At 35.9% G+C, this 23804-nt stretch carries 22 protein-coding genes and 1 pseudogene; 6 read left to right on the plus strand and 17 right to left on the minus strand.

Features of this window, described 5'->3' with window-relative positions; genetic code table 11:
* Positions 1–8 precede the first annotated feature (8 nt).
* Entirely contained in the window at positions 9–668 is a 660-nt protein-coding gene (locus tag EG339_RS23815) for an HAD family hydrolase (protein ID WP_123872542.1), read from the plus strand.
* Positions 669–737: 69 nt separating this feature from the next.
* Here the strand turns inward: EG339_RS23815 and EG339_RS23820 are convergent, their stop codons facing one another.
* From EG339_RS23820 to EG339_RS23845, 6 genes are all read right to left on the minus strand, one after another.
* Positions 738–2132: a type III PLP-dependent enzyme domain-containing protein gene (locus EG339_RS23820; protein ID WP_123872543.1), complete on the minus strand. Its 1395-nt coding sequence runs from the start codon at positions 2130–2132 to the stop codon at positions 738–740.
* Between the two features lie 122 nt (positions 2133–2254).
* Positions 2255–3130 carry a tyrosine-protein phosphatase gene (locus EG339_RS23825; RefSeq protein WP_123872544.1) on the minus strand — a complete coding sequence of 292 codons (876 nt, stop codon included), beginning with the start codon at positions 3128–3130 and terminating at the stop codon, positions 2255–2257.
* A 244-nt stretch (positions 3131–3374) separates the two neighbouring features.
* Positions 3375–4031, minus strand: a complete 657-nt coding sequence (locus EG339_RS23830; protein WP_378113826.1) for a thiamine diphosphokinase — start codon at positions 4029–4031, stop codon at positions 3375–3377.
* On the minus strand, positions 3994–4563 hold the full coding sequence (locus EG339_RS23835) for a cob(I)yrinic acid a,c-diamide adenosyltransferase (protein ID WP_123872545.1): 570 nt from the start codon (positions 4561–4563) through the stop codon (positions 3994–3996). Before EG339_RS23835 ends, EG339_RS23830 begins: the two co-directional genes overlap by 38 nt.
* Positions 4564–4756: 193 nt before the next feature.
* Entirely contained in the window at positions 4757–7177 is a 2421-nt protein-coding gene (locus EG339_RS23840) for a TonB-dependent receptor plug domain-containing protein (protein WP_123872546.1), read from the minus strand.
* A 324-nt stretch (positions 7178–7501) separates the two neighbouring features.
* Complete coding sequence (locus EG339_RS23845; RefSeq protein WP_123872547.1) at positions 7502–8086, minus strand: hypothetical protein; 585 nt, start codon at positions 8084–8086, stop codon at positions 7502–7504.
* 175 nt (positions 8087–8261) lie between these two features.
* Between EG339_RS23845 and EG339_RS23850 the strand changes: the two genes are divergently transcribed.
* On the plus strand, positions 8262–8753 hold the full coding sequence (locus tag EG339_RS23850) for a DinB family protein (RefSeq protein WP_123872548.1): 492 nt from the start codon (positions 8262–8264) through the stop codon (positions 8751–8753).
* Positions 8754–8827: 74 nt separating this feature from the next.
* Here the strand turns inward: EG339_RS23850 and EG339_RS23855 are convergent, their stop codons facing one another.
* The 3 genes and pseudogenes from EG339_RS23855 to lptB form a co-directional block, all read right to left on the minus strand.
* The gene (locus EG339_RS23855; RefSeq protein WP_123872549.1) at positions 8828–9784 is read right to left on the minus strand and encodes a helix-turn-helix transcriptional regulator; all 957 of its coding nucleotides are present in this window, start codon (positions 9782–9784) and stop codon (positions 8828–8830) included.
* Positions 9785–9824: 40 nt separating this feature from the next.
* Positions 9825–11552, minus strand: a complete 1728-nt coding sequence (locus EG339_RS23860; protein WP_123872760.1) for an ABC transporter ATP-binding protein — start codon at positions 11550–11552, stop codon at positions 9825–9827.
* 505 nt (positions 11553–12057) lie between these two features.
* Positions 12058–12783 (minus strand): annotated as a pseudogene (gene lptB / locus EG339_RS23865) (LPS export ABC transporter ATP-binding protein); the annotation flags it as partial.
* 151 nt (positions 12784–12934) lie between these two features.
* Here lptB and EG339_RS23870 point away from each other — a divergent pair.
* Positions 12935–13231, plus strand: a complete 297-nt coding sequence (locus tag EG339_RS23870; protein ID WP_123872551.1) for a TM2 domain-containing protein — start codon at positions 12935–12937, stop codon at positions 13229–13231.
* Between the two features lie 134 nt (positions 13232–13365).
* Here EG339_RS23870 and hemB read toward each other — a convergent pair whose 3' ends face one another.
* Positions 13366–14355 carry a porphobilinogen synthase gene (gene hemB, locus EG339_RS23875; protein WP_123872552.1) on the minus strand — a complete coding sequence of 330 codons (990 nt, stop codon included), beginning with the start codon at positions 14353–14355 and terminating at the stop codon, positions 13366–13368.
* 118 nt (positions 14356–14473) lie between these two features.
* Here hemB and EG339_RS23880 point away from each other — a divergent pair, with 118 nt between their 5' ends.
* The 3 genes from EG339_RS23880 (at position 14474) to EG339_RS23890 (ending at position 17156) form a co-directional block, all read left to right on the plus strand.
* Positions 14474–14824: a T9SS type A sorting domain-containing protein gene (locus EG339_RS23880; protein ID WP_123872553.1), complete on the plus strand. Its 351-nt coding sequence runs from the start codon at positions 14474–14476 to the stop codon at positions 14822–14824.
* A 105-nt stretch (positions 14825–14929) separates the two neighbouring features.
* The gene (locus EG339_RS23885) at positions 14930–15841 is read left to right on the plus strand and encodes an ABC transporter ATP-binding protein (protein WP_123872554.1); all 912 of its coding nucleotides are present in this window, start codon (positions 14930–14932) and stop codon (positions 15839–15841) included.
* A gap of 4 nt (positions 15842–15845) precedes the next feature.
* Positions 15846–17156: an ABC transporter permease gene (locus EG339_RS23890; protein WP_123872555.1), complete on the plus strand. Its 1311-nt coding sequence runs from the start codon at positions 15846–15848 to the stop codon at positions 17154–17156.
* A gap of 209 nt (positions 17157–17365) precedes the next feature.
* Here EG339_RS23890 and EG339_RS23895 read toward each other — a convergent pair whose 3' ends face one another.
* The 7 genes from EG339_RS23895 to lpxD all read right to left on the minus strand — a co-directional run bounded on the left by EG339_RS23895 (position 17366) and on the right by lpxD (position 23798).
* Positions 17366–18037 carry a porin family protein gene (locus EG339_RS23895; protein WP_123872556.1) on the minus strand — a complete coding sequence of 224 codons (672 nt, stop codon included), beginning with the start codon at positions 18035–18037 and terminating at the stop codon, positions 17366–17368.
* A 15-nt stretch (positions 18038–18052) separates the two neighbouring features.
* Entirely contained in the window at positions 18053–18925 is an 873-nt protein-coding gene (gene sucD, locus EG339_RS23900) for a succinate--CoA ligase subunit alpha (protein WP_047488432.1), read from the minus strand.
* 90 nt (positions 18926–19015) lie between these two features.
* On the minus strand, positions 19016–19918 hold the full coding sequence (locus EG339_RS23905; RefSeq protein WP_123872557.1) for a UDP-3-O-(3-hydroxymyristoyl)glucosamine N-acyltransferase: 903 nt from the start codon (positions 19916–19918) through the stop codon (positions 19016–19018).
* Between the two features lie 67 nt (positions 19919–19985).
* Positions 19986–20552: an elongation factor P gene (gene efp / locus EG339_RS23910; protein WP_065398948.1), complete on the minus strand. Its 567-nt coding sequence runs from the start codon at positions 20550–20552 to the stop codon at positions 19986–19988.
* Positions 20553–20581: 29 nt separating this feature from the next.
* On the minus strand, positions 20582–21376 hold the full coding sequence (gene lpxA, locus EG339_RS23915) for an acyl-ACP--UDP-N-acetylglucosamine O-acyltransferase (RefSeq protein WP_066698273.1): 795 nt from the start codon (positions 21374–21376) through the stop codon (positions 20582–20584).
* Entirely contained in the window at positions 21377–22774 is a 1398-nt protein-coding gene (locus EG339_RS23920) for a bifunctional UDP-3-O-[3-hydroxymyristoyl] N-acetylglucosamine deacetylase/3-hydroxyacyl-ACP dehydratase (RefSeq protein ID WP_123872558.1), read from the minus strand. It abuts the gene before it with no gap.
* A complete protein-coding gene (gene lpxD / locus EG339_RS23925; protein ID WP_123872559.1) occupies positions 22767–23798 on the minus strand; it encodes a UDP-3-O-(3-hydroxymyristoyl)glucosamine N-acyltransferase in 1032 nt (343 codons plus the stop codon). Before lpxD ends, EG339_RS23920 begins: the two co-directional genes overlap by 8 nt.
* Positions 23799–23804 lie beyond the last annotated feature (6 nt).

Consider the following 23804-nt stretch of genomic DNA (forward strand, 5'->3'; position numbering starts at 1 on the left):
CTTTTAATATGTCTTTAAAAGCTGTTCTTTTCGATATGGATGGGGTAATTGTAGACACAGAGCCATTGCATAGAAAAGCCTATTTCAAAACGTTTGATGAATTGGAAATTGCAGTTTCCGAAGATCTATACACTTCTTTTACAGGTGCCTCCACCAAAAGGTTTTGTGAAACATTAATCAGCCAGTTTGATCTGAATCAGACGCATGAGGCCATTGCAGGAATCAAAAGATCCCATTTTAAAGATTATTTTTATAATGACGATAAATTTGATCTGATCCCCGGAGTAAGAAACCTTATTCAGCATTATCATGAAAACGGAATCAAGCTTATTTTAGCTTCTTCAGCCACCATGACAACCATCAATATGGTATTTGAGAAGTTCGCATTGGAAAAATATTTCAGTGGAAAGATCAGTGGCGCAGATTTGAAGGAATCCAAACCTCATCCTGAAGTTTTCCTTCTGGCTGCTGAAATGGCAGGTGAACCTGTTGAAAACTGTATGGTAATTGAAGATTCTACAAATGGAATTCTGGCTGCCCACAGAGCTAAGATCTTCTGTGCTGCTTACAGAAGCCCACATTCAAAAAACCAGGATTATACATTGGCAGACACGGTGGTTTCCGATTATGAGGATCTTGAACTTGACAAAATTTCAAAATACTTTTAAATAAAAAAGCTCTCAGATTCTATTCTGAGAGCTTTTGTTTTGTATAAGTTTTAGCTAAGCCTGTTCGAATTATTTGTATCCAAGAAGTCTCAATACATCTTCCGGTTCCTGTTTTTCACGGAAAATTTCGTACTGTAACTCGCCGTTTTCATCTTTTTGGATCAAGACGTGTCTTGGCTGAGGCATTAAGCAATGGTGTACTCCACCATAACCACCTATCGTTTCCTGATAAGCACCCGTATGGAAGAATCCGATGTACAAAGGTTTCGTATCGCTGAAAACCGGCAGATAAATAGCATTCGTATGCTGCTCAGAGTTGTAGTAGTCATCTGAATCACATGTTAATCCACCTAAGAATACTCTCTCATAAGTATCTTCCCAACGGTTTAGCGGAAGCATGATAAAGTGTCTTGAGATTGCCCATGTATCAGGAAGAGTGGTCATGAAAGAAGAGTCGATCATATTCCACTTCTCTCTGTCGTTCTGACGTTTCTGAGAGATGATTTTATAAAGGTTAGCTCCACTTTCTCCAACGGTAAAACTTCCGAATTCTGTATAGATGTTTGGCTCTTCTACTCCTTCCTCTTCACAGAATTTTTTGATCTGAGAAACAATTTCTTCTACCATATACTGGTAATCGTAATCAAAATTCAGGGAAGTTTTGATTGGGAATCCACCACCAATATTCAATGAATCTACTTCAGGAGCAATTTTTTTCAGACGGGCATATACACGAAGACATTTGTATAATTCGTTCCAATAATATGATGTATCCTTAATCCCTGTATTAATGAAGAAATGAAGCATTTTCAATCTTGCATTCGGATGTTCAGCAATCTTTTGGCTGTAGTATGGAATGATATCTTTATATCCGATTCCTAATCTTGAGGTATAAAATTCGAACTTCGGTTCTTCTTCAGAAGCAATTCTGATCCCGATATTGAATGTAGAATCTATACTTTCTGTAAGTTTATCCAATTCACGGTAATTATCCAGAATCGGAGTAATGTTTTCAAAACCACTGTTGATCATATCTGAAATTTTTGTCAGATAATCATCTGTTTTGAATCCATTACAGATCACTTCAATGTTTTTATCTACTTTCTCTTTTTCATAAAGAGACTTTACAATATCCATGTCATAAGCAGAAGAAGTTTCAATAGAAATTTCGTTTTTCAATGCTTCTTCCAATACGAAATTGAAATGACTGGATTTTGTACAGTAACAGTAAGTATAACTCTTTTTATATTCAGTTTTTTCAAAAGCTTCTTTAAACCAGCTTTTCGCTTTCTGGATATTTTGAGAAATTCTCGGCAGATAGCTAATCTTTAGCGGAGTGCCAAATTGTTCAACTACTTCCATCAATGGAACGTCGTGAAACAACAAATTGTTCTCAGAAACATTAAATTCCTCTGTAGGAAAATATAATGTCTGATCAATAAGTTCCGAGTACTTTATTTTCATTTCTAAACAAGTGAATTAAGAAATGCAAAATTGCTAAAAAAGTTTGGTTTTTAGATGTTAAAATTATTATAATTTTAAATAATGCTCCAATATTCTGTTTTATAAAAATTTACAGCTGATAATCAATGGGTAAACTTTTGGATATATTGAGTTCTCCGGGCCTCAGAAATGCCTAATACCTGCTGAATATAGGCATCTGTAGAACCATATTTTTTATCGATCTCCCTAAAAGCCGCATCAAGATATCTTTTTTCTACCCAACTTAACTTTTCCAAAACCTGCAAATCCATGTTTGGATATAAGAAATGTAAATTGTTTGCCAGCCTTAATCTTTTCTCTACCAAAGGTTTCCTGAAATTATTAGATAAAAGGTATTCATTATAGATCGTTTCTTTGTCGAACTTCAATATGGTCAGGATTAAAGCCGTAACGATTCCGGTCCTGTCTTTTCCAGCAGTACAGTGGTACAGAATAGGTTTATCAGAATCAAGAATCTCTGTAATGATTGTTTTTATCGTCTGTGGATTTTCCGTAACATATTCACGGTAGAAACCGATCATTCTTTGGTCTGCATCAGAAGCATTTACTTTTCCTTTCAGAACCAGTTTTCTGGCTTGTGATAACTGATCTCCTTCATCTTCAAAAGCTGAATATTTCTTATAGGTGATCCCATTCGGAAGATGATCAGGTTTTTCAGAAATCTCTTTTGAATTCCTTAAATCTATAATTTCAGAAATTCCCAGTTTCCCCAATTCATCAAATGATTTCTTTTTAAATTGATGAAGATGGGCACTTCTGTACAGCATTCCTTCTTTTAAAGTTCGTCCTTCTGTATTTTTAATATTGCCTACCGCCCGGAAATTATGAACTTTTTTGATCCTAATCACTTTTTCCACTTCATTTTTACCATATTCCGGGGCTTCAAAATGCTGTGTTTGGCATGAGAACATACAGCATAATGAAATCGTAATAACTGATATTTTGATTAATTTACTCAATGGCTTTTTGTTTAACCACAAAAGGTACAAAAGTCTTTGAACACTTAAGTTCTTTTTTAAAGCTATTCTACATTTATGGTTTTCAAAAAAACTAACGTGTTATTCTAAAGCATATTTTGAGCTTATTTAACTGAACTACAGTGTTTCTAAATAAGCCTTTATAACTTTTGTGGTTTAAGATTTATTTTAAGTTTTGGCTAAAGCAATGGAGTTTAGTTACTTATTGAACAGACTAAAGCCCCAATCACAAATAATTTTTCCCGATAAAAATCAACAGATCTCCTGTTTCATAGGTAATGGAAACCTCATCTTCAACCGCAAAATTACGGGTTCCGATTCTTGAAATAATATTCAAACTTCCGCTATCCAAAGGCCAGTTCAATCCCTTTGTGGTAATATTTTCAGCTGTAGGAAACGGATACAGGGAAACCATTTTATCTTTTATTCCTTTTAGCGTAAAGTGTTTAGGAATGAAATAATATTCTGAAAACTCATCATAAAACTTCACTTCCAATTTATTTTTAAAAGCATACGCAACCGTCAGGTTTCCTAAAAAGTGATCCTGCTCACCTCCGCTTCCGCCAAAAACATCTACATTTTTCCCTCCTTTCTCCATAATAATATCCAGTGCTTTATAAAAATCTGTCTGATTCTGGTCTGGCGTATGGATAAATTTTTCATGATAAATATTTTCATCTGATCCGGAATGGGAATCAAAATCACCGGAAATAAAATCCAGTTTATCTAAAGGAAAACCCATTCTTTTTAAATAATGAAAAGCGCCGTCTGTGCAGGCAATCAAATCATAAGTTTCAGGATTGGGTAAAGATTTCGGAGCATCTCCGTTGATGAAAAGTAATACTTTATCTCTCATTCGGGTTCCAGTATTCTTCCGGTTCATTGTTCAGTTTTGAAATATATCTTGCCAATACAAAAAGATAATCTGATAATCTGTTTAAATATTTAATCAATTCCGGACGTACTTCTTCAGATTCATTTAAAAATACCAATGAACGTTCTGCTCTTCTGCAGATGGTTCTTGCAGCATGTAAGAATGTTGCAGATTTTCCCCCGCCGGGAAGAATAAAATACTGAAGAGGTTCAAGCTTTTCATCAAAGGCATCCATCCATTGCTCCAGTTCTTCAATTTCTGTTTCCGAAATAATGATCGGAAGACGTGATTTTCCGTTAGCCAGCATCAGTTTATCTACAGGTGTTGCGGCTTCTGAACCTACCGTGAATAAATCAAACTGAATTTTTTTCAGCTGTCTCAACACTTCTTCATCTTCAATATGACTTTTTACAATCCCGATGAAAGAATTCAGTTCATCTATATTTCCGTAGCTGTCCACTCTTGCACTGGCTTTGGAAACTCTTGTTCCGCCGTATAGTGCCGTTTGGCCTTTATCTCCTGTTTTTGTATAAATTTTCATACTACTAAAATACCTTTTTTTGGACAATATGAAAAGTAAAATTTAGCAATAACTTCCTATCCTATGTGAAAAAATAATTAACTGACATTAGAAATAATGCCAGTTAATATTTGCATACGCAGCTTTATATTTTTTGAGACCACTTTGTTTCTATTAAGAATGATCACACAAGTGCCAATCCTTTATTTATAGATTAAAAAGTATAATTAACATTTAACTGAAAAGTTGTTCCGTTAAATCCAAACTGATTCACTTCCCAAGGATATTTGAACCTTCCTCCAAGATCAGTTACTACATCTCCTTTGCTATCTATAACATCCGGATAGATGTTAAATAGATTATTTACGACTCCGGAAACTTTAAGATCATTCGTAATTTTATATGTCAAAACTATATCTGTTACTACCTTACCAGAAAATGTCTGATCTTTAGCCGGATCAGTTGCATGTTGCCATGCAACAGAACCAAAGTAAGTATTATTTAAGTTAAAATTAAACTTTGTAATGTCATAGGAAAGACTAAGAATCATTTTTGTTTTTGGTCTTGCAGAGGTAATTCTGGATTGTTCTTTTCTATCAAAAAAGTTTTCTGAGTAACCATTTTTAGCTAAAATAGACGGAACGGCAATATTATCTACTATTTTAGTTTCGTTATAATTGAAAGCAGCAATAACTCCCAATCTTCCTTTGCCAATAGCGGAAGTATAATAATTAGCTACCAAATCTACTCCCTCAGTAACTGTATTTACAGCATTGGTGAAAAATTTCAAGGAGGTTATTTTATTATTGTTTAATATTACTTCCACAGGGTTTGTTGTATCCGGACTACCCGGAGCACCCGTTTTATAACCAATATCTCCTGAGAAAAGTACCCGGTCCTTAATTTTTATTCTATAATAATCTGCCGTAATAGTCAGATTTTTAAAAGGTTTTACGGCCAGTCCCCCGGTAATATTAAAGGCTTTTTCAGCATTTAATTTTGGTACACCAAGATCAGATCTTACAATCTGAGAGTCATTATTAAAAGTACCCTGATTAGCTACAGTATTCCCAGTAATTTTGGTTTGAACATTGGAATAATAAATCTGGTGTAATGAAGGTGCCCGAAATCCTGTAGAAACTGAACCACGGAAAACTAATTTATCATCCAGCAACTTATATCTTGCGTTTCCTTTCCAGGAAACATTATTTCCAAAATCACTAAAGTTTTCATATCTCACAGTTCCTCCAAGTAAAAGGTCTTTTGTAACATCCCATTCAGCATTCATATAAGCTCCGATATTCTGTCGGTTTTTATTAACTTCATTTTGAGGCTGCAATCCCGGGAATGATTCTGCACCACTTCCTATATAAGATGCTTCTTCTCCTGCCTTCGCCTGATAGTTTTCGTTACGTACTTCTGCTCCGGCACCTAAGACAAACGCACCAAAATCCCGGCTGATATCTATGTTTCCTATAATATTACTGAACTGATGACCTCCTGCTTTAAAGCGGGTTGGTGAATTTCCACCTAAAGAGGTATTAATGGTATTTCCTACAACATAATCAACTGCATTAGAGCCAAAGGTGGCACTCCCATCAAAACTCCATTTTCCAAACATACCTTTCCACCCGGAGGTTAAATTATAATCATAAACATCTGTCTTAAATTCCGGCTGAAACCCGTTGTAGGGCTGTCCTTTTGGAGTTAACAAACCAAAATCTGAAGGCACCCAATAAGGTGTTCTATACAAAGCATAACTAGTCCCGTTTCTGTAAGTTGTACCGCCAAAAGCATAAAATTTACCGGTTTCACCTGTTGGTAACTCAAAATTGACAAACATATTAGCAACTTTTGTCTCCGGTTGCCCTATGATCATTCCTAAACCAGGATTAGCCTGCGTCCAGGCATTATCCACACCAAAAAGTTCATCTTTTGTAGCAGAACCTGCACGGTTAGTTTTATTTTGCAAAGAATATCCCAATGTAAGGTTCAAACTTCCATTTTTGGCAACTCTGATTCCTGTATTAAAATCTGCACCGATATTAAAGCCGTCTCCTTTTGAAGTAATCCCTGAAAAAAGATTGACCGTGCTTTTTCCAACACTGTTCTTAAGAATAATATTGATCACTCCCGCAATAGCATCGGAGCCATATTGTGCAGATGCGCCATCTCTCAAAACCTCTACATTCTGTAAGGCGGCCGACGGAATACTTTTCAGATCTGTACCTACTTCACCTTTTCCCGGTGTATCATTTACATAAATCAGGGCACTTTGGTTTTTTCTTTTATTATTTACTAAAACTAATGTTCTGGATGGACCCAATCCTCTTAAATCTGCCGGGTCAAAATGAGCCGTTGCATCAGAAACAGTTTGTTGTGATGAATTAAAAGATGGGACAGCATAGGTTAAAGCCTTATCAAAAGTAATTTGCCCTGTGGATTTCAATTGTACTGCAGAAATGTTATCAATAGGAATTGCTGAGGTAATGATGGTTCTGGGCTTAGTTCTACCCGTGGTAACCACAACTTCATCTATATTATTTTGTTTTATGCTATCCTGAGCATATCCCATAGCACCAGCTCCGCTTAATACTAATGCATAGATTTTTTTATTTAATAAATCCTTTTTCATACCATTGTTATTAATTGAATAAATTTAGTAAAAAAATAAATATTAAATACAAAAATCAAATATATAATGAAAAATTCGCTTCAATATCACATAAACGTTATTGCTTTAAAAAATAAGATTGATTTAAAATATAAAGGTTTTTATTAATAATTTGAAAAAAAAATACAGCAATAAACTCCTATATAAAAAAATGATTAGTCAACATTAGGAATAAGCATAATTTCATTTTTCCGACAAGTAGTTTTCTGACAGATTGAGATGGCTTCTCATATGGCTCGCAATGGCTATGTACAAAAACGGCCGGCAAAAGCCGGCCAATCCAAATTATTTATTTACCTCTACATACTGTATGATGGTCTGATTTTTGGGGTTGTAGATAATAGTACTACTTTTAGGGAATCTTTTCAGTTTATAATACTGGATACTTTTGTCTGTTTTAATATCTTCTAAAAAGCTTGTATCAAAGGTATTATCTGGCAGAAATTTTGCAAGAAGGCTTATTTTACTGATTATACTCTGTCCATCAATTTTTCTTGCTGTTTTATCTGATTTTCCTTCATTGGGAGTAGGCTGTTTTTCTAAGAAAGGAAGTACTACTGCGATATCTGCTTTGTATTTAAAGATATATGCCTCTGTACCTGTGGGAAGCTTTATTTTTTTCCCTTTTTCTTCTGAAATCATATCAGCTCCTGCATTTGGAAAAACGGTATTGAACTTTACATCCTCAGAATTAGTGAATGAATTAATAGATTCGTTCACCGTTTTCTTAACAGTTTCTTCTACTGCCTGCTGGGCTTTCTGCTGCACTTTTTCTTTGGTTTCCTGAACCGTCTGATCTATTTTTTCTTCAATTTTATTGCATGATACTAATAAAAGAGTGGCCATTACAGGCAAAATATACTTCTTCATAATTCTAATAATCATTTTTCTTTTTATTAATATACTTTCCTTAAACGGAAAAGTACTCTTTAATATTTTAGCAAAGAAATAAAATATTTTTCATCATCAAAAATCCTACTGACAAACTGTTGTCATAACCTGCTCTTACCTTTGTATCAACAATAACAAACAAAAACGATACATTATGACAACTACAGCAACTGCAACAAAACAATTCATGACAAGCGAGCAATTATTAAAAGATTGGCAAGGCCACAGAAACCTGACAAGAAGGGTGATTGATGCTTTTCCTGAAAAAGAATTATTTGAATTTTCAATTGGCGGAATGAGACCTTTCGCTAAAATGGCAACAGAACTTCTTAATATTGGCGGAGTTGCCCTGAAGGGAATTATAGAAAACAATATGGAAGCATACAATGAGGAAGGAGTGAATCCAAAAACTAAAGAGGAAATCCTTAAAAAGTGGGATGAAGAAACTGAAGTGATTAATCATTATTTCAGACAGATTACTGAAGAGCGCTTCCAGGAGACATTTAATTTATTCGGACAATATCAGTTCCCGGTATATGAAAATATCCTTTATTTCATTGATAATGAAATCCACCACCGCGCACAGGGATATGTTTATTTAAGAGCTTTAGGAATTGAGCCGCCTTTCTTCTGGGAAAGATTTTAATAAAACTGCCTTACAAACCATTTCATCTATTTACCAATAAAGTCATTCACCTCAGCAGTTTTCTGCTGGGGTTTTTACTGATGTCTTTCTATCATTTTGGCTAGAATTTCATTCATCCTTACCCGAAGGCTCTCTGGCTCAAGAATGGTAGCATAGTCTGCAAAAGTGATTACCCAGCGAGGAAATCCATCCTTGATCCATTCTGTTTCAAAAGTAAGCTCCATTCCTTTATCGGTTTCTACTTCTTCAACCAGGCCATAATATTTTTTAGAATTGACGAGATGTGCCATTATTTTTTTATCTACCAGCAGTTTGACCTTGACTTTATTTCCGTTCGATTTTCTGTAGTCATTAATCTGTCCGTATTCCTGCAAAAAAGGAGTCTGCGTTTTGAAAATCTGCAGAATTCTGTCTACTCTAAACTGCCTGAAATCTTTTCTCAGTGTACAGTAGGCCATAATATACCAGAAATTGAATTCAAAGAAAATCCCAACGGCTTCAATTGTTCTGTTGGTGACTCTTGAATCTACCGTTTGATATTCAATATTCAGCTGTGTTTTCTCAGCAATACTTTCCAGAATTATGGGAATTACATTCTTCAGTGTACTTTCTTCTTTCTGCTGGGTATGAAAATTAAAAACATCAATCTGCTTTTCAATATTCTGGATCAGATTTTTATCCGAATACCTCAACACAGAGCGTACTTTTTCCATAGCTGTCTGATAATGGTTCCCCAAACTCTGATGGGAAAACTTCTGCATCAGCTTTTCGGCTGTAATAAAACTCAGAACCTCTTCTTTAGTAAACATCACCGGTGGAAGCTTATAACCATCCATCAGGGAATAACCGTTTCCTGCTTCTCCTATGATTGGTATCCCTGCATTTTCCAGCGTTTTTACATCCCGATAAATGGTTCTTATACTCACAGCAAATTTCTCAGCCAGATCCTGAGCCCTTACAACAGGTTTAGACTGCAATTGGGTGAGAATAGCTGTTACACGGTCAAGTTTTTTAAGATAATGATCGTTCATTTTTAGCTGTAGTTGCTGAAGAGATCAGTCAACAAAATTATTAATTTTCTTTAAGAGTATTCACCAGTTTATCAAGATTTAAGCTTCGTGCTGAAGCATCAAAAATTTCACGGTAGGTACCTTCTTTATTATAAAGCTCATCATGGGTTCCATTTTCCACTACTCTTCCTTTCTTCATCACATAAATGGTATCAGAATCCAGAATCTGAGATAAGGAATGGGAAATAATGATAACGGTTCTCCCCTCCTTAATGGCATCCAGAGAGTTTTTGATCTGTTCCGTAGCAATAGCATCCAAACTTGCTGTAGGCTCATCCAGAAATATAATTGGCGGATTCTTCAGAAACAGCCTTGCAATGGCAATTCTCTGCTGCTGTCCTCCTGAAAGCTGAGTAGCATCATGCTGATACCCGGTAGGGAGATCCAAGATCTGATCATGAAGGTATGCTTTTTTAGCGGCTTCCTGAATTTCATCAAAGCTTGCATTCATATCTCCATAGCGGATATTGTCTTCAATACTTCCCTGAAAAATATGATTTTTCTGAAGAACCAGCCCAAGATCTCTTCTCAAAAATGTATTCTCATATTCATTTAAATTCACTCCATCCAGCAGAATTTCTCCTGAATCCGGCAGGTAAAATTTACACAGAAGATTAATAATTGTTGATTTCCCGGCTCCACTTAACCCTACTAATGCTGTTGTTTTTCCATTTTCAATTTTCATAGAAACATTATGCAATGCTTGTGTTCCGTTAGGATAAGTAAAGTTTACATTTTTAAGTTCAAAAGTTCCTTTGATTTTTTTCTCCACAAAACTTCCGCTCGGTTCTGTTTCATTATCGGCATTAAGAATATCAAAATACCCTTCCGCATAGATCATGGCATCATTCATATCATCATAAATCCTGTGCAATTGACGGATGGGCGCTGAAACGTTATTGAAAAGCATAATATGAAGCATAATGGCCCCAATGGTCATTTGCTGATCGAGTACCAGATACACTGTGAGAAGAATAATCAGTACCACCCCGAACTGTTCAATGAAAGTTTTTAGTCCGTCATAGATAAAGTTAGTTCTTCTGGTGAACATCTGGCTTTCCATCAGCTCCATCTGGAGGTCATATTGTTTTTTGCCTTCAAATTTTTCACGGACAAAGCTTTTAATCACCATAATGGAATTTACAAGATTCAATAGACCTGAAGTTTTCTTTTCTCTCTGATTTCTGAGCTGCCGGCGCACTCCGCTTAGTTTTTTAGCCTGTAGTGAACTTATATAAAAATAGATCGGAACAATGATTGTAGAAACTATTCCCACGTACACATTCTGCATGTACATAATGATGAGTGCAATGATGGCATTGGAAAAAAGCGGAAGAATATCAATAAAGAAATTCTGAACAAGTTTTGTTAAGCTTTCAATTCCACGGTCAATCCTTATCTGTAGTTTTCCGGATTCATGGTTTTCGTCGTTGAAGTAAGCTACACGGTAGGTTAAGATTTTATCAATTGCAGATTGAGCCAGAACGGAACTTACGTTAATCCTTATTTTTTCCCCATAAAATTTCTGACCGAAGTTGATAAAAATATTCAGCAACTCTTTTCCCAATAAAATAATGGAAATAATAATGAGGATATGAATTCCCTCTGTCATCGGATGGGGAAGATGAGTTAGTTTTGTAACCTCATCTACTGTATATTTAAGAACTATAGGGTTAACCTGCGCTGCCAGAGCTCCGAGAAAAGTGAGAAACAATGTTCCGTAGATCATTAACCGGTAAGGTCTGATAAATGGAACAAGCTGTTTATAAATCCCAAATAAAGTAACTGTTCTGTTGAATGGTTTTGCCATAGGAATTATTTAAACTGAAAAAACGTACCGTTTCGAAAAGAAAAAGGTACGTTTTTATTATTATTTTTAACTATTAATTCTTTAACTTTTATCCTTCATACATATATGTTGTAAGATAATGAAGCTCAGGCTTGCTTACTTTTTTAGATTCTGCCTCTGCCTGCTCCAGAGAATATTGTGAATTGATCTCCTTTTTCTGGAAAACAAATGAGTTATTTGCATTCTTATCCACTACTTCGTTAAAGATATGTTCAATCTCAGAATTAGCCAATGAAGCAAAACTGATATCTTCAAAACCGTACATCAGTCTCAGATCATCGTATTCTTTAAAATTTTCATCTACAAATCCCTGCAGCAGGGGTTTTGAATCAAAATTACCTGCCCAGATATTGTAGGCATATTTTTTCTTCTTTGGTTTGTCTAAAATACTCTGATATACGAAGTTTTCTCCAAGATAAGCTTCTCTTACCTGCGGGTCATTGGCTAAGTCTTCCGGAAGACCTTCTTTAAGGATCTTTCCTTCAAACATAATATAAGTTTTGTTAGTAATGGCGAGGGTCTGCTGTACGTTGTGATCAGTAATCAGAATTCCGATATTTTTATCTACAAGACTTCTTACAATCTTTTGAATATCTTCCACCGCAATAGGGTCTACCCCGGCAAAAGGTTCATCCAGAAGGATAAAATTCGGGCTTGTAGCCAGACAACGGGCAATTTCTGTTCTACGTCTTTCTCCTCCGGAAAGAAGATCCCCTCTGTTTTTACGAACGTGCTGTAAAGAAAATTCCTCAATCAGTTCATCACATTTGATCTGCTGTTCCCGTTTTGAAAGTTTCGTCAGCTGCAATACTCCCATGATGTTTTCCTCTACAGACAATTTTCTGAAAACTGAGGCTTCCTGCGCCAGATACCCGATTCCTTTTTGAGCTCTTCGGTACATGGCATCCGTAGTAATCTCCTGTTTATCAAGGAAAATTTTTCCTGAAGTAGGCTTAACCAACCCTACGATCATATAAAACGATGTGGTCTTTCCTGCTCCGTTAGGACCAAGCAAACCTACAATTTCTCCCTGCTGAACCTGTACAGAAACGCCTTTTACAACTTTTTTAGGACCGTATTCTTTGATTAAGTTTTCTCCTCGTAAAATCATAAGGCAAATATATCAAAAATATAAATTCTCTTTACATCAATATAAATTTGTTATATGAAAATCTAACCCTGGCCACTTTCAGTTGATGTAACTTTTATTGATTTTAAACTACTTATTGTAAAAACATTCAATCAATTACAAATACTAAGAAATGGAAAATTACGGTTATACAAAGAATGATAATACCGGGAGTCAACAGCAGAACAATATTCCTTACCGTTCAGAAAAAAAACTTCCCGCAGCTTTATTGGGTATTCTTGTAGGATGGCTGGCTCTAAACAAATTTTATCTCGGATATACCAAAGAAGGAATTATCCAGTTGGTTCTAAACCTTGTTACCTGTGGCGTTGCTTCTGTTATCCCTTTTATTGAAGGCATCATCTATCTCTGTATGGATGACAGACAGTTTGATGATACTTATGTCTATGGAAGAAAGCCATGGCTGTAAATCAATATTTATTTTGCCGATAGCTACCTTTTTGATGCTGGAGGCAATATCCCCTATTAATCCAAAAGATTCTGTTTGCTTTGATAAAAAAATAGACTGTCTTTCTAACAGTCTATTTTTTATTTACAATTCTTTTATTTATTTAAAATCATTGCCGCTTCTTTGGCAAAATAAGTGAAGATCATGTCTGCCCCTGCTCTTTTGAAACAGGTAAGATTTTCAATGATCGTCTTATCATTATCCAGCCAGCCGTTCTGAACCGCAGCTTTCACCATCGCATATTCACCACTTACATTATAAACAGCAATCGGAAGATCAATTGCTTCACGTACTTTAGAAACAATATCCAGATAAGGAAGTCCCGGTTTAATCATAATAACGTCTGCCCCTTCATCAATATCTTTAAATACTTCGTTTAAAGCTTCGCGGGAATTGTGGAAATCCATCTGGTAAGTCTTTTTATCTTTAGGAATTTCAACATCTGCTTTCGGGGCACTGTCTAAAGCGCTTCTGAAAGGCCCATAGAAAGAACTTGCGTATTTTGCAGCATAACTTACGATACCAACATCTGTAAACCCGCTTTCTTCCAATGCTTCACGGATTACCTGCACTCTGCCATCCATCATATCACTTGGAGCTACAAGATCTGCTCCTGCTTCCGCATGAGATACTGACATTTTTGCCAATGCCTCATTGGTAGCATCATTTAATATTTTCCCGTTTTCAATAATTCCGTCATGTCCGTAGATTGAATAAGGGTCTAAAGCAACATCAGGCATGACCACCATTCCAGGAACAGCGTCTTTAATAGCTTTGATGGTATTCTGCATTAATCCGTTCTTGTTCCAAGCTTCTTTTCCGGTATTGTCTTTCAGGTTTTCAGACACCTTCATGTATAAATTGACAGCTTTTACGCCTAAAGAAAATAATTCCTTACATTCTTTCACTGTTAAATCTATGCTTCGCCTGAAAATCCCTGGCATCGACGGGATCGGTTCCTGCATGTTTTCGCCCTCCATTACGAAGATCGGCATTACAAAATCATCAGTTGTAAGCACATTTTCTCTTACCAAACTTCTGATAGATTCATTAACTCTAAGTCTTCTATTTCTTGAATGTATCATTTTGGAATACTTTTTGAATAAGTTTTTACAAATTTACTACAACTTATACAAAAAACTATTGTATGAAATTGTAGGATTTGTTATATTTGTTATATATATTCGAGAAATTATAAATTTGATGAAAAAACTTTTACTTTTATTTCTATTTGTAGGCACTTTTGTTGGTTTTTCCAACAATTTACAAGCTCAGCTTAGAGAGCCGGGTTCCATCACTCAGAAAGCAGATGATGGTGTTTTGCTTGCCTATCCAAATCCTGCAAAGGATTTCCTTATTATTAAGGCAAAAGATTCTTCTTTAAGGATCAAAAGTGTGACTTTTTATTCTATTTTGGGTATGCAGGTTGCCAATTATACAGTCAATATGAATTCCGGAGAGATTAATATTGAAAAATTAAAACCCGGAAAATATCTGATCCGTTATATTTTGAGCGACAATACACAAAAAGTTACTCAAATCGTGAAACAATAAATTAATATCCTGATAATCATCAGGATTTTTTCTTTTATAACAATCTCTTTTAATATTTCCGTAACTTTAAGCACTTTTTTCTACTAATTGTAAAAAAATAACTTAATGCTAAAAGCTGAACATATTAAAAAGACCTATAATGCCGGAAAAAAGGTCGCACTGGATGATTTCAGCATCCATGTTCCCAAAGGAAGTATTTACGGACTTTTAGGACCCAACGGAGCCGGAAAAACCTCATTTATCCGTATCATCAATCAAATTACCCAGGCAGACTCCGGAGAAATCTTAATCAACGGACAAAAGCTGAACCCCAGCCACATTAAAGATATTGGTTATATGCCTGAAGAAAGAGGGCTGTATAAGAATATGAGCGTAGGTGATCAGATCCTGTATTTCGGAGAGCTGAAAGGGATGAGTAAAAATGACGCCCTGAATGAAGCGAAAAAATGGTTTGAAAAGCTGAATATCGACCAATGGTGGAAGAAAAAGCTTTCTGAACTTTCTAAGGGGATGGCACAAAAGATCCAGTTTGTGGTAACCGTACTGCACAGGCCCCATCTTTTAATCCTTGATGAACCTTTCTCAGGTTTCGATCCTGTGAATGCCAACCTAATTAAAGACCAGATTATTGATCTTAAGAATAATGGAACCACCATCATTCTTTCTACCCACAGGATGGAAAGCGTGGAAGAAATGTGTGATTATGTGGCGTTAATCAATAATTCAAAGAAGATTATTGACGGAAGAGTTTTTGATGTAAGAGAAAAATTCAAAAAAAATATTTTTGGAATTACGCTTTCTGAAGTAAACAATGAACAATTGGAAAACTTCAGAAATAAATATGAGATCTTCAACTTTTCCAATGAGAACAGCCTGGTTTCTTTTGACCTGAAAAATGAAGCAGATCAGAATAATATCCTTCTTGACCTTGTGCATGTAGGGAAAGTAAGGTCATTTGACGAAAGAATTCCTAGTATGAATGAAGTGTTTATTAATGCCGTAAGTAACCATTCTTAATTTTATGAAAAATATTTTTTTAATTACAAAGAGGGAGTTTCTTACACAGGTTAAGAAAAAATCCTTTATCATATTGACTTTACTGGCTCCAGTTATGATTATTGCTTTTGGGGCAGTGATCGGATTAATGTTTAAAGCCAATGAATCCCACAGTATTATTGAGGTTGTTGATAAAAGTGGTTTATTCACTAACCAACTTAAGTCAAATGACAAGCTGAATTATGTGTTTGTTTCTGCTGCAGATGAAAAGTCTAAAATTAATAATTTAAAAGGAAATGAATCTCTGGATGGAATTTTAATTTTACCGGAATTGAAAGGCCAGAATTACGAAGAACTTGAAACAGGAGCAAGATTGGTTATCAACAGTAAAATGGGCTTTGATACCAAACAAAAAATTATTTCCGACATTACCAATGTTGTTAAAAAGGAAAAAATCAAACAATTAGGAATTCAGGAAACTCAACTGAACGATCTTGATAAGAGTTTCAGCCTGAAAACCATTAACGTTGCTGACAACAACAAAGAGGATTCCGACCTTACTTTTGGGGTAAAATCCGGCCTTAGTATGGTTCTGATGTATGTTACCTTTATGTTCATTATCATCTATGGAGTAAGAGTAATGCGAAGTGTTCTGGAGGAAAAGAATAACCGTGTTGTGGAGATCATTATCTCTTCTGTAAAACCTTTTGAGCTGATGATGGGTAAAATCCTTGGAGTAACACTGGTTGCGCTTACCCAGTTTCTGATCTGGATCACCATGTCTGTGATTGGCGCTTTGGTTTTAAATACAGGATTCTCCTCTCTTCAACAGAATGTTCCCGGTGCAAATGAGCAAATTGCCAGTAAGCTGGACATGACACAGCTTGCTACTCAGATTTCCCACAGTTTACTGGAACTGAATTTCCCACTGATTATTTTTGTATTCATTGTCTTTTTCCTTTTAGGATATATTTTCTACAGTTCTATTTACGCCGCTATTGGTTCTGCTGTAGATAATGAAACAGAAACCCAGCAGTTCACTTTATTTGCGATCTTACCATTAACCCTGGGCATGTATGGAAGTTTCTCCTTAATGAACAATCCTGATGGCCCAATGGGCTTCTGGTTATCTATTATTCCATTTACTTCTCCGGTTGCCATGATTGCCAGAATACCTTTCGGGGTTCCTGCATGGCAGATTGCTTTATCTATTGTATTATTGCTGGCAACAACTGTCTTTATGATATTCCTTGCCGGAAAAATTTACCGTGTAGGAATCCTGATGTACGGAAATAAAGCTACTTTAAAGGAACTTTGGAAGTGGATTAAGGGCTAACCTTCTGCACAAAATACTTATAAAAAACAATTTAAAGGGCAAATTTACTTATCTGTGAATTTGCTTTTTTATTCTAAAATATAAATTCACGATATCTGATAAGAGTGAGTTTAGATTTGATTCAAAGTCTTTGATTGTATTCTTTGTTTCAAAAAAGAAATCCCGGAAAATAGTTCCGGGATTTCTTATTATTTTCTGAATAAAATCTTTTATTTGAATATATAGCTTAAGGTAAGAGCTATCACCTGTTCAGATTTTTTCTTATCTGTTCCTTTGGTTTCTTTTTTCAGACCAGGATAGGTATCTCCAAGACCTAAGTCATATTTTAAGGCTAATTCAAGTTGCCTCTTATAGCTATATCCTATTCCTAATCCTATTCCCCAGTTAAAGCTGTTTGCTTTTCCATTTACGCCTGCTGGTTGTGAAGGGTCAGTAACATCCGGATCATAGTAAGGTCTTTTTGCAGGAACATCTTTAACATTTTGGCTCAGCAAAAAGTTAAATCTAGGTCCTAACAGTCCAAAGAATTCAGATTCTGCCTCTGAAAAATACCCTTTGAAATAAAGCGGTACACTCAGATAGTTATTAGCATATACAGCATTATAACCATCTACATTCTTAGCATCACTATCTTTACCTGTTTCTCCAGCCCCATAGTATAGAACTTCAGGCTGAATATAAAACTGGTTTGCCTTTCCTATGGGAATTAAAGCCAAAGCTCCACCCTGAAAGGTGTATCTTGGACCTGAAGGATTATGGGCATTTGATACTCTGGAATAGTTTAATCCGGCAGTAACCCCGAATCTTGTATCTTTCCACTGCACTTGTGCAAAGGATAAAACAGAGAGAGTTAAAGCTGAGGTTAATAAAAGTTTTTTCATATTGTTTGTTTTATATTATCCTAGAATTTTTGCTACAGTAGCACCGATATCAGCAGGAGAATCAACAACGTTGATACCATTCTCTCTCATGATCTCCATTTTTGCCTGAGCTGTATCTTCTGCACCACCTACAATAGCACCAGCATGTCCCATTGTTCTTCCTTTTGGAGCTGTTTGCCCAGCAATAAATCCTACAACCGGCTTAGTAGATCCGCTAGCTTTATACCATCTAGCAGCTTCAGCTTCTAATCCACCACCAATTTCACCAATCATTACAACAGCTTCAGTTTCAGGATCGTTGATGAATAATTCAAGAGCTTCTCTTGTAGTAGTTCCGATAATTGGGTCACCACCGATACCGATAGCTGTAGAAATACCGTAACCTGCTCTTACTACCTGATCAGCAGCTTCGTAAGTAAGTGTACCTGATTTTGAAACGATACCTACTTTACCTTTTTTGAAAACGAAACCTGGCATAATACCAATTTTAGCTTCTTCAGAAGTAATGATTCCAGGGCAGTTTGGTCCGATTAATCTGCAGTCTCTGTCAGCGATATAAGATTTTACTTTTACCATATCAGCTACAGGAATACCTTCAGTAATACATACAATTACTTTGATCCCTGCTTCAGCAGCTTCCATGATAGCGTCTGCTGCAAATGCCGGTGGTACGAAAATAATACTTACGTTTGCTCCTGCTTTTTCAACAGCGTCAGCTACTGTGTTGAATACAGGCTTTCCTAAGTGCTCGCTTCCTCCTTTTCCTGGAGTAACACCACCTACTACGTTTGTTCCGTATTCAATCATCTGGCTAGCATGGAAAGTACCTTCGTTCCCTGTAAATCCTTGTACAATTACTTTAGAATCTTTGTTTACTAAAATTGACATTTTATTGTTGTTTTAATTTATTTATTATTTTATTAATGCTCACAAATTTACTCAAATTTCTTTGATTTTAGATAAAACCTTTTGAATTGTTTATTTGAGATTTCTCAGTTTTACTTCTTTTTTCAGATAAGTCTTGAAATCTTCAGCAAACATTCCGATATAGGTTCCTTTTTCAAGGTCTCTGTTCACTCCGGTTTTTCCTAAAAGTACAGAACCACTATCAATTTTATTACCTGAAGCAATCCCCACCTGTCCCCATAAGGTTACTTCATCCCCAATCACACAGCAACCGGCGATGCCGACCTGAGAAGCTATTAAGCATTTTTTCCCGATGATAGTATCATGCCCTATCTGAATCTGATTATCCAAAACAGAACCCTCACCAATCACTGTAGAATCTGTAACTCCCCTGTCAATAGTACATCCATTTCCTATTTCCACATTATTTTCAATCACTACGTTTCCTACAGAGATTAAACGGTCAAAATTTCCGTTCAGCTTCCTGTAATAGAAGGCATCGCCTCCCAATACGGTATTGGACTGAATGATTACATTATCTCCGATAACGGTTCTGTCACCAATCACTACATTCGGGAAAATTAAAGTATTTTTCCCAATCTTCACATTGTTTCCGATTACTGCAGTAGAATGAATTCTTGTTCCTTCTCCAATTTCAACATCGTGAAGCTCTTCTGTAAAGTTGTAAATTCTTGTAAAATGGGTATTGATCTTATTAAAGTCTCTGAAAGGATCATCAGAAACCAGAAGTGCTTTACCTTCCGGACAATCTACTTCTTTATCAATCAAAATAATAGTAGCGGCAGAGTTTAATGCCTTGTCATAATATTTGGGATGGTTCACAAAAACAATATCACCTGGCTTAACCATGTGAATTTCGTTGGTTCCCAATACTTCAAAATCTTCCGGGCCAACAAATTTTGAACCTATTAAATCTGCAATTGTTTTAAGCTTTTGCGGAGAATGGAATCTCATAACAATAGATTTTCTTATAAAACAAAATTCGGACTGCTAATGCAAACCGAATTTATGTAAATTTTATTTATTCTTTTACTCTTTCTAAGTAGCTACCGTCTTCAGTACTTACTTTAATTCTGTCTCCCGGTTCAATGAACAAAGGAACCATTACTCTTGCCCCTGTTTCAACGATTGCGTTTTTAAGGGCGTTAGTTGCCGTGTTTCCTTTTACTCCCGGATCAGCCTCAATAACATCTAAGTATACAGACTGTGGAAGTTCAGCAGAAAGTGGAGTTTCGTCAGCTTCTTTCAAAATGATTGTTACTTCTTCACCAGCTTTCATAAACTGAGCGTTTTCAATCATTTCTTTATTAATGTATAACTGAGAAAAATCTTCGTTATTCATGAAGTGGAATCCGTTCTCATCATCATAAAGATACTGGAACTTTCTGGTGATTACTTTTACTTCATCAATTTTGTGTCCTGCAGAGAAAGTATTGTCAATTACTTTCCCGTTAGTTACTGACTTTAATTTTGTTCTTACGAAAGCAGGTCCTTTTCCTGGTTTTACGTGAAGGAACTCAATTACTTTATAAATATCATTGCTATACTCGATGCAAAGCCCTTTTTTGATATCGTTACTTGTTGCCATTAAATATATATTATCTTTTTTCTTAATTTCTAGTTGCTTTCTTTACTCGTTCCGTATCCTTTCACAATACCTCTTGGAGAGTTTTGGATAAACTGAAGAATCTCATCTCTTTCGGCGGTAGGCAACATTTCTTTTTCGATGTAGGTTAATGCCTGGGAAACGTTCATTTTCATCTGGAAAATAGCTCTGTAGATTTTTTGAATTTCGAAAATCTTTTCATTGGAAAAACCTCTTCTTCTTAAACCAACGGAATTAATTCCTGCATAGGAAATTGGATCTCTTGCTACTTTAACGTAAGGCGGAATATCTTTTCTGATTAATGATCCCCCTGAGATCATGGTATGTTTTCCGATCTTACCAAATTGCTGTACTGCCGACAGACCTCCCATCACGGTAAAGTCTCCGATTTCCACGTGCCCTGCAATACCACATCCATTAGCGATAATTACATTATCTCCTATAATACAGTCATGAGCAACATGGGAAGTCGCCATGATAAGACAGTTGCTACCTACTTTTGTATATCCTAATGCCTTTGTTCCCCTGTTTACCGTTACACATTCTCTTAAGGTGGTATTGTCTCCAATAATAGTTTGTGTATCTTCACCATCGAACTTTAAGTCCTGAGGAATTGCAGAAATTACAGTCCCCGGGAAAATTTTACAATCTTTTCCTATTCTTGCCCCATCCATGATGGTAACATTTGGACCAATCCATGTTCCTTCTCCTATTTCTACGTCCCCTGCGATTGTAGTAAAAGGTTCTACAACTACATTTTTGCTGATTTTCGCACGTTTATCTACGGCTGCTAATTGATGAATCATTTAATCAACTTTATTTTTTGCAACTTGAGCCATAAGCTCTGCTTCTACTGCCACTGTATCTCCTACATATCCGTACCCCTGCATGTGTACGATACCTCTTCTGATAGGCTCTATTAATTCAATTTTGAAAATAATAGTATCTCCGGGAACTACTTTTCTTTTGAATTTTACCTTATCTATTTTAATAAAATAAGTAGAATAATTTTCAGGATCCGGAACACTTGCCAGTACAAGAATACCTCCTGTCTGAGCTAATGCTTCTACCTGAAGTACTCCAGGCATTACAGGCTCCTTAGGAAAATGCCCAACGAAGAAAGGTTCATTCATTGTTACATTTTTCAATCCTACTACATGAGAGTCTGAAAGTTCAAGAACTTTATCAATCAATAAGAACGGTGGTCTGTGAGGCATAAGCTTCATAATTCCGTTGATATCAAATACAGGTTCTTTAGTCAGGTCAAAATCAGGAACATTTTTCTTTTTCTGTAATTTCCACTGGCGATTCAGTTTCTTTGCAAACTGTGTATTTACATAGTGCCCTGGCTTGTTAGCAATAACTTTACCTTTAATTTTCACTCCTGCCAAAGCTAAATCACCAATTACATCAAGTAATTTATGTCTTGCGGCTTCATTAGGATAATTAAGGTTAAGATTATCAAGAATACCGTTTGGTCTGATGGATACATTATCTTTTCCAAAGGCTTTTTTCAGTTTTTCTGTAGTTTCCGGAGTAAGATCCTTGTCTACATAAACGATCGCGTTGGAGATATCTCCTCCTTTGATCAATCCGTGATCTAAAAGCATTTCCAATTCATGTAAGAAACTGAATGTTCTTGCTGAAGAGATTTCGTCTTTAAATTCGGAAATATTTTTTAGGGTAGCATTTTGAGTTCCTAATACTTTAGTACCAAAATCTACCATGGTAGTTACTTCATAAGTATCTGAAGGAATGATTGTGATTTCCGAACCTGTAGCCGGATCACTGTATGTAAGGACTTCTTTTACCACCAGATATTCTCTGGCAATATTCTGGTCTACTACTCCTACACTTTCGATAGCTTCTACAAAATATTTTGAAGATCCATCCAAAATAGGAGGTTCAGATGCGTCCATTTCCAACACTGCATTGTCTATATCACAGCCTACTAAAGCAGCCAGAAGGTGTTCGCAGGTAGTAATTTTTACGCCAAGCTTTTCTAATGTTGTACCTCTCTCTGTTGCTACTACATAATTAACATCAGCTTCAACCTGAGGGTGTCCCTCTAAATCGGTTCTTACAAATACAAATCCCGTATTTTCCTTTGCGGGTTTGATGGTAAGTTTTACTTCTTTACCAGTATGAAGGCCTATTCCAGAAAGTGTTACCTCTTTCTGAAGCGTTTTTTGCATATCACTCATTAGTATTATCTTTTGAGTTATTCTCAAGATTATTTATTCTGTTGACTATTTCAGGGAAATTTCTGAAGTGAACGTAGCTTCTTAAGTAATCATTGTAGCTGATTGCCGGTGAACCATACAAGGTTTCTCTATCGTTAACACTGGAGTTCACACCACTCTGAGCCTGAATTTTAACCTGGTTCCCGATTTTGATATGTCCGACAACTCCTACCTGACCGCCAATCTGGTTCCAGTCTCCGATGGTGGTAGATCCTGCAATTCCGGCCTGTGCCGCGATTACATTATTCTGCCCTATTTTCACATTATGGGCAATCTGGATCAGATTATCAATTTTTGTTCCTTTTCCAATAATGGTAGAACCTATTGTTGCTCTGTCTATACTACAGTTTGAACCTATTTCCACATCATCTTCAATGATTACGTTTCCAAGCTGCGGAATTTTTTTGAATCCTTCTGCTGTAGGCTGAAACCCGAAACCATCACCTCCCACCACTGTATTGGAGTGGATAACACAATTATCCCCAATAATACAGTAATCATAAATTCTGGCTCCACTGTCTATTTTACAGTTTTTACCAATTTTTACTCCTTTACCAATATATACATGTGGATAAATTTGTGACCCTTCACCGATTTTAGCTTTTTCAGAAACATAGGTAAATGCTCCTATATAAACTTTATCACCTATCACAGCCGAATCATGGATGGATGATCCATCTTCTATACCTTCTTTTCTACCTCTCATCTCCTGATATAAATTCATCAGGACCTGAAAAGATAAATAGGCATCTTTTACTACAATTAAGGTTGGGTTATAACTATTTTTATTCAGAAGTTTTTCCGAAACGATGATTACGGAGCATTTTGAGGTATCTAAAAAATGAGAAAACCGATCTTGTGCTATAAAAGAAAGATGTCCTGATTCCCCATTTTCAATTGGAGAAACCCCTGTAATAAGTGCATTCTCATCACCTATTATTTTTCCGTCAATAAAACTTGCAATTTGCGAAGCTGTGAATTCCATATTCTG

Origin of the sequence: Chryseobacterium bernardetii, from assembly GCF_003815975.1 — a bacterium.
GTDB lineage: Bacteria > Bacteroidota > Bacteroidia > Flavobacteriales > Weeksellaceae > Chryseobacterium > Chryseobacterium bernardetii.